This window comes from Marinobacterium lutimaris, assembly GCF_900108065.1.
In the GTDB taxonomy this organism is placed as follows: Bacteria; Pseudomonadota; Gammaproteobacteria; order Pseudomonadales; family Balneatricaceae; genus Marinobacterium_D; species Marinobacterium_D lutimaris.
In genome coordinates, this window is sequence record NZ_FNVQ01000004.1 from 483,136 (window position 1) to 489,205 (window position 6,070).

The following is a 6,070-nucleotide window of genomic DNA, read 5'->3' on the forward strand; positions in this document are numbered from 1 at the left end:
CGTATCAGTTGAAGTGTGCCAGGTTTTTGCCACCCATCTCTGCCGGCGCATCCAGCTCCATCAAAGCCAGCAGGGTGGGAGCCAGGTCACAGAGAGCACCTTCGTCGAGCCTCAGCTCGGCGGCACGCGGGCCATCGTAGATCAGCGCCACAGGCCAGTTGGTGTGAGAGGTGTGCGGTTGTCCGGTTTCCGGGTTAACCATCAGTTCGACGTTACCGTGGTCAGCGGTGATCAGCGTTTCACCCTCCACTTCCGCCATCGCCGCCAGAACACGGGCCAGGCAGTCGTCGAGCACTTCCACCGCCTTGACCGCGGCATCAAACTTGCCAGTGTGGCCAACCATGTCGCCATTGGCGAAGTTGCAGACGATCAGGTCAAACTTGCGGCTGAGGATCGCCTCGACCAGTTTGTCGGTAACCTCCGGCGCACTCATCTCCGGCTTGAGATCGTAGGTGGCAACCTGCGGCGAGGGCACCAGGATACGTTCTTCGCCCGGATAAACCGCCTCTTCACCACCGTTGAAGAAGAAGGTGACGTGGGCATATTTTTCGGTTTCAGCGATGCGCAGCTGGGTCTTGCCCAGGCTGGAGAGATACTCGCCGAGACCGTTGTAGAGTTTTTCCGGCGGATAGGCACAGCTGGCGGGGATACTCGCCGCATACTGGGTCAGCATCACGTAGTCGGCCAGGGCCGGTCTCACCTTGCGCTCGAAGCCATCGAAGTCGTCTTCGACGAAGCAGCGGGTAATTTCACGGGCGCGGTCCGGACGGAAGTTAGCGCAGATCAGCGCATCGCCATCCTTGATCAGGCCTTTCGGGTGACCGGCCATATCGGTGATCACGGTGGCGGTGACGAACTCATCGTTTTCGTCACGGGCATAAGCCTCGGCCAGCGCCTGCTGGGCTGACTGGGCCCGCTGGGTCGACTCACCAGCGGTCATCGCATCATAGGCCTGCTGCACACGATCCCAGCGGTTATCGCGGTCCATGGCGAAGTAGCGCCCCACCACGGTGGCGATGGCACCTACACCCAGCTCACGGAATTTCGCTTCGGTTTTAGCAATAGAGGGCTCAGCGGAGCGCGGCGGCATATCGCGGCCATCGAGAATCGCATGCAGATACACTTCTTTGGCGCCGCGCTTCACTGCGACTTCGGCCAGCGCAAGCATGTGGTCTTCATGGCTGTGTACGCCACCCGGCGACAGCAGACCCAGCAGGTGCACCGCACGACCCGCGGAAATCGCCTTGTCCATCGCAGCGGTCAGCACCGGATTCTCGGCAAAGCTGCCGTCCTCGATCGCCTTGGTGATGCGGGTCAGGTTCTGGTACACGATCCGACCGGCACCGATATTCATATGGCCAACCTCGGAGTTGCCCATCTGCCCTTCCGGCAGCCCCACCGCCATGCCGGAGGTCTTGATCCGGCTGTTGGGCTTGGACGCGAGCAGCTTGTCCCAGGTCGGCGTCTGCGCCGCCTGAATGGCCGAGGACGGGGTCGCTTCGATACCGAAGCCATCGAGAATAATCAGTGCTTTGGTTGAACGTGCTTGAGTCATCACAAATATCTATTCAATCTGATTTATATTTCGGAACTGACCGCTCGTTCTCGGCGTACTGTCGCGTTAATGCACCGCTTTCAACGAGATTGATCTGGATTCCGGCTAGCGCCAATAGTTCCGTTGGGCTGCATAGATCTGGTCGGATCAGTTTACCCTACCTTGCCCCCCGACGGCCAAATTCCTGGTGCAAACCTTATCCAGCGCGCCACGCCCATGTATACTGTGCGGCCTGTTGACTAGCCCCCAATTAGGGAAGCCTTATGGATCGCGTGATTGAATTTGTCTCTCAACATTATTACCTGATTGCAGCCTGGGTTCTGACCCTGGCGATGCTGCTCTGGACCGAGAGCCGCAAGTCCGGCAAATCGGTGTCTCCCGCCGAAGCCACCCGCCTGATCAACAAAGATGGCGCCACCGTTATCGATATCCGCCCGAAGAAAGAGTGGGATACCGGTCATATTACCGGCGCACTGCACCTGCCGCTGGCCGATCTGGACAAACGCATGGGTGAGATCAAGGCAGATAAATCCAAGCCTGTTATCGTAGTCTGCAATGTCGGTCAGGCTGCAGCTTCTGCGACCAAGAAGCTCAAGGCTGAAGGCTTTACCCAGGCTATCCGTCTCTCCGGTGGCATGACCGAGTGGCGCGGCCAGAACATGCCCGTGGTGAAATAATGCAGCCCGTCGAAATCTATCTGACGCGCTGGTGCCCCTTTTGCTCGCGGGCGATCATGCTGCTCGAGCATAAGGGTGTGAGCTACAACGCCATCGATGTGGATACCGATCCAACGCTGCGCCAGACCATGATGCAGCGTGCCAATGGCCGTCATACCGTACCGCAGATATTCATCGGTGAAACCCACGTCGGCGGATGCGACGAACTCTTCGCGCTGGAGCGGCGCGGCGAGCTGGATCCACTGCTGGCAGACTGAGCACCGACCTGTTACCCATCAAAGGAAAATCCGATGTCCGAGAACCAACAGAAACAGCCCCAGTTCGCGCTGAAGCGCGTTTACCTGAAAGACGCTTCTCTGGAAACTCCTGCTGCTCCCGGTGTATTCACCAAGCAGTGGCAGCCGGAAGTAAACCTTGATATCAACACCCGCAGCTCCTCTCTGGATCCGGAACACTACGAAGTTGTTCTGTCCCTGACCGTGACCGTCAAAAACGAAGGCGAAGCTGCATTCCTGATCGAAGTTCAGCAGGCAGGCATCTTCCTGCTGGCCGGCCTCGGCGAAGCGGAAACCAAGCACACCCTGGGCGCTTTCTGCCCGAACCTGCTGTTCCCTTACGCTCGCGAAGCGATCGACAACCTGGCCTCCAAGGCTAGCTTCCCGGCTCTGATGCTGGCACCGGTCAACTTCGACGCGCTGTACGCTCAGCAGCAGCAAAAAGCCGCAGAAGCCGAAAAGCACTGATCGGCAAGCAGCTTACGGACCGCGGATTCATGCTGTTTCCGCGGTCAGTTCCTACTCCTCACCCTCTTCCCTGTCCCATTTCCGCCGTGTAGCGAAATACTCACGGTTGAAACGCTCGAAATATCCCTCCAGATGGCTTGCAGCCGCCCTATCCTCCTGCAACTCCAACAAAGCTATAGCCACCTCAGCCGTGCACAGATGATGCGCCACCGTTGAACGCCTGAGTGTATAGCTGGATACCCGGTCCGATTTCGGTTCGATCACCGGCAGGTGCTGCAGATAACGGCTGTGCCTGAACATACGCCGCGCCTGGCGCCAGGTTCCATCAAGAATAATGAAGGCGGGAATCCTTCCGTCTGCCGGTGGTTTTGCAACCATGCGCTGCTGGTAGTCCTCCCCTTCAGGAAAGACCAGGCAGGGGAAATAGGCCGGATCATTCAGCGCGTCAAGCAACGCCTGGGGCGGCTCGGTCCGCGACCATTCAAAAACCCGCGTGCCGTGAATGCTATCGGCGATCAGCTTGCCGGTATTGGTCGGTTTATAGAATTCGTTATGATGCATCAGCAACCAGAATTCGCAGTTCGCAGCGACACTGGACTGATGCTCACAGATACAGGACTCGATAGCCAGACGGCAGGTCTCGCAACGCTTTACGCCGGCGCCACGGGCCAGATACGGCCTGCGCGCGGGATCTTTGATATTGGACATAAGTTATATGGGTTCAAGCTGAAAATGCATCTGGTGCGCACTATACTGGCTTTCCCTGTAACGGCAACTGTGGCGGGAGGTCGCCCTGAATGCAAAAGCATTTCAATACGCTGATACCGCCACAGCCCGAAATCCTGATCTCCCTTGCCCGAGCCTTTCAGGCCGAAGATCCTGACCAGCGTCAGATCGCAGATCTGCTGCGTAAGGATGTGGCGCTTTACTCTATGATACTGAAAGCGGCCAACAGCCCCTACTATGGCCTCGCCGTGGAGATCACCTCGGTTGAACGGGCCCTGAGCCTGCTCGGGTTCCAGCGGATATTCAGCCTGGTCAGGCTGACATTGATGAAAAACTCTCTGCAGAAAACCGGCCGTATGGAACGCTTCTGGGATACAGCTCAGGATGTCAGCGAGTTATCCACAGTGATCGCCCAACGCCTGACACGATTAAACAAGGATGATGTTTACACCTGCGGCATGCTGCATGACTGCGGGCTGCCCTTGATGGTGCAGGGATTCGATAACTATCGCGACTTCCTGCTGAAAAATGGCAACCTCAGCGCCGCAGAGCTGGAACAGGCCGAGACCCAGCAGTTCGGTTTCAGCCATTACCGGGTTGGCGCTCGGATGGCCGAGCGATGGCTGCTGCCACAGTATATCGCCGACACCATACGCCTCCAGCCTCAGATCGACGCCGTGCTCGAAGACCGGATCGAGGTAGCTGACCATACCCGTGAGCTGCTCTGCGTACTGACCCTGGCCCAGGATATCAGCGAGGCATACCGCTACTACTGGCGTATCTCTCCCAAGCAGGAACTGTCGCGACTCCAACCGGCACTTGCCCATCTCGGCATTGTCGATCTGGACTATCTGAACCTGAAAGATGAGATTCTCGAAGGCATGGGCGCCTGAGAGCAGCGCCACAGCGTTTTAACGATAAGCATCCATCCAGCTCAACCCGCTCTGAGTTAAACCCTGAGGGATATACTCACACCCCACAGAGCCACGGTAACCCAGCTCATCCAGCTGTTTCAGGATATAGGGGTAATTCAGTTCGCCAACATCCGGCTCGTGCCGGCCGGGTACTCCTGCTATCTGCACATGCTCGGTGAGCATGAAAAGCTCCTGCATCGTCTGAGTGACCCGGCCCTGCATCATCTGGCAGTGATACAGATCCAGCTGCAGGCCAACATTTCCTTCTCCTATCTCTTCGATCAGCATCTTCGCCTGATTGGGATAGTTCACCAGGTAACCCGGCATATCGCGGTTGTTGATAGGCTCGATCATCAGTCTTAAACCTTGCTTGCCCGCCTGTTGGGCGGCGTAGCGCATATTAGCGATATAGCGGGCCTGGGCTTGCTCCAGGGATACACCTTCCCCCACGATCCCGGCCATCACATGAATAAGCAGATTACCAAGAACGCCGGCATACGCGATCGCCTGCTCTATACCTTCGGCAAACTCGTCCTCTCGGCCGGGCAGACAGGCCAGTCCCCTTTCCCCCGTTGACCAGTCGCCGGGAGGAGCGTTGAACAGCACCTGTTCCAGATTATGCGCATCCAGCCTCTGCTTAATCTCATCCGCGGGGTAGTCGTAAGGGAATAGATATTCGACGGCATCAAATCCAGCCCCAGAAGCCGCTTCAAAGCGCTCCAGAAAGGGTAACTCAGTAAATAGCATCGACAGGTTGGCGGCAAATCTGGGCACGGCGCGATCCCTCTTTGTGGTTTTTTGTTTGATGCTAGGGTGTTGGTAGCTGAAGGGGAAGGGAACTGGCCAGATATTTACTGCGGTCTGAACTGGAATCAGCTACCGGCGCGACGACCTCGTCGCGATCAGCCATCGAGCTTTGGATTATCCACCGTGCTGGCTTCGATCGGCACGGGCGTACCTCCCGTGCTTCGGTGCGGTGGCAGGATCGCTTTGCGTAGGAGGGGCGCCATCGCCCCGATTACCAGGGGATTATGCTTGGGTCGTTCAGTGCGTGAGGAGGCTTGGGTGGATGAACTGTAGTGATCGGGAGCGGTGGAGCATTGGCTGCTATAGGTCGATGGTGAAGGGCTGAGCTGGCTGTAAGGGTGAACAGCGATGACCTGCTTTAGGTGCCTGCCTGCTTTCCGGGGCTTATTATGCCAGCGTTCGGAAGGATCTCGGAGGATGACCTACAGTGATCAGAAGCGCTGCTTCTGACCCTACGGGCGTCGGCTGAGCCGACGTCCAAAGCCGTTCCTGCGGAACAGGGCTTTGTCACATGGGCCTGTGTAGTACACAGCAGATCACACCACCCAAATACAAAAAACCCCAGTACCAACGGTACTGGGGTTCTTCGTATTAGGTGCCTGGCGATGACCTACTCTCACATGGGGAAGCCCCACACTACCATCGGCG

General features: G+C 57.5%; 7 protein-coding genes. 4 read left to right on the forward strand and 3 right to left on the reverse strand.

Annotated elements, in window-relative coordinates; all coding sequences use genetic code 11:
- Positions 1-4: 4 nt before the first annotated feature.
- Positions 5-1,555: a 2,3-bisphosphoglycerate-independent phosphoglycerate mutase gene (gpmI, locus tag C4S72_RS19360; protein WP_104004813.1), complete on the reverse strand. Its 1,551-nt coding sequence runs from the start codon at positions 1,553-1,555 to the stop codon at positions 5-7.
- Between the two features lie 263 nt (positions 1,556-1,818).
- On the opposite strand from gpmI, the gene C4S72_RS19365 reads away from it, so the two are divergent.
- From C4S72_RS19365 to secB, 3 genes are read left to right on the forward strand one after another with little or no spacing between them, the layout of a single operon-like run.
- Entirely contained in the window at positions 1,819-2,232 is a 414-nt protein-coding gene (locus C4S72_RS19365; protein ID WP_104004814.1) for a rhodanese-like domain-containing protein, read from the forward strand.
- Positions 2,232-2,489 (forward strand): glutaredoxin 3, encoded by a 258-nt coding sequence (gene grxC / locus C4S72_RS19370; protein ID WP_104004815.1) that lies wholly within the window; start codon positions 2,232-2,234, stop codon positions 2,487-2,489. The genes C4S72_RS19365 and grxC overlap by 1 nt, the downstream gene beginning before the upstream one ends.
- A 33-nt stretch (positions 2,490-2,522) precedes the next feature.
- Positions 2,523-2,975, forward strand: coding sequence for a protein-export chaperone SecB (gene secB, locus C4S72_RS19375; RefSeq protein WP_104004816.1), 453 nt, complete (start codon positions 2,523-2,525; stop codon positions 2,973-2,975).
- Positions 2,976-3,026: 51 nt separating this feature from the next.
- Here the strand turns inward: secB and C4S72_RS19380 are convergent, their stop codons facing one another.
- Positions 3,027-3,683, reverse strand: coding sequence for a tRNA-uridine aminocarboxypropyltransferase (locus C4S72_RS19380; protein WP_104004817.1), 657 nt, complete (start codon positions 3,681-3,683; stop codon positions 3,027-3,029).
- A gap of 89 nt (positions 3,684-3,772) precedes the next feature.
- Between C4S72_RS19380 and C4S72_RS19385 the strand changes: the two genes are divergently transcribed.
- A complete protein-coding gene (locus C4S72_RS19385; protein ID WP_104004818.1) occupies positions 3,773-4,594 on the forward strand; it encodes an HDOD domain-containing protein in 822 nt (273 codons plus the stop codon).
- An 18-nt stretch (positions 4,595-4,612) separates the two neighbouring features.
- Here the strand turns inward: C4S72_RS19385 and otnI are convergent, their stop codons facing one another.
- The gene (gene otnI, locus C4S72_RS19390; RefSeq protein WP_104004819.1) at positions 4,613-5,389 is read right to left on the reverse strand and encodes a 2-oxo-tetronate isomerase; all 777 of its coding nucleotides are present in this window, start codon (positions 5,387-5,389) and stop codon (positions 4,613-4,615) included.
- Positions 5,390-6,070 lie beyond the last annotated feature (681 nt).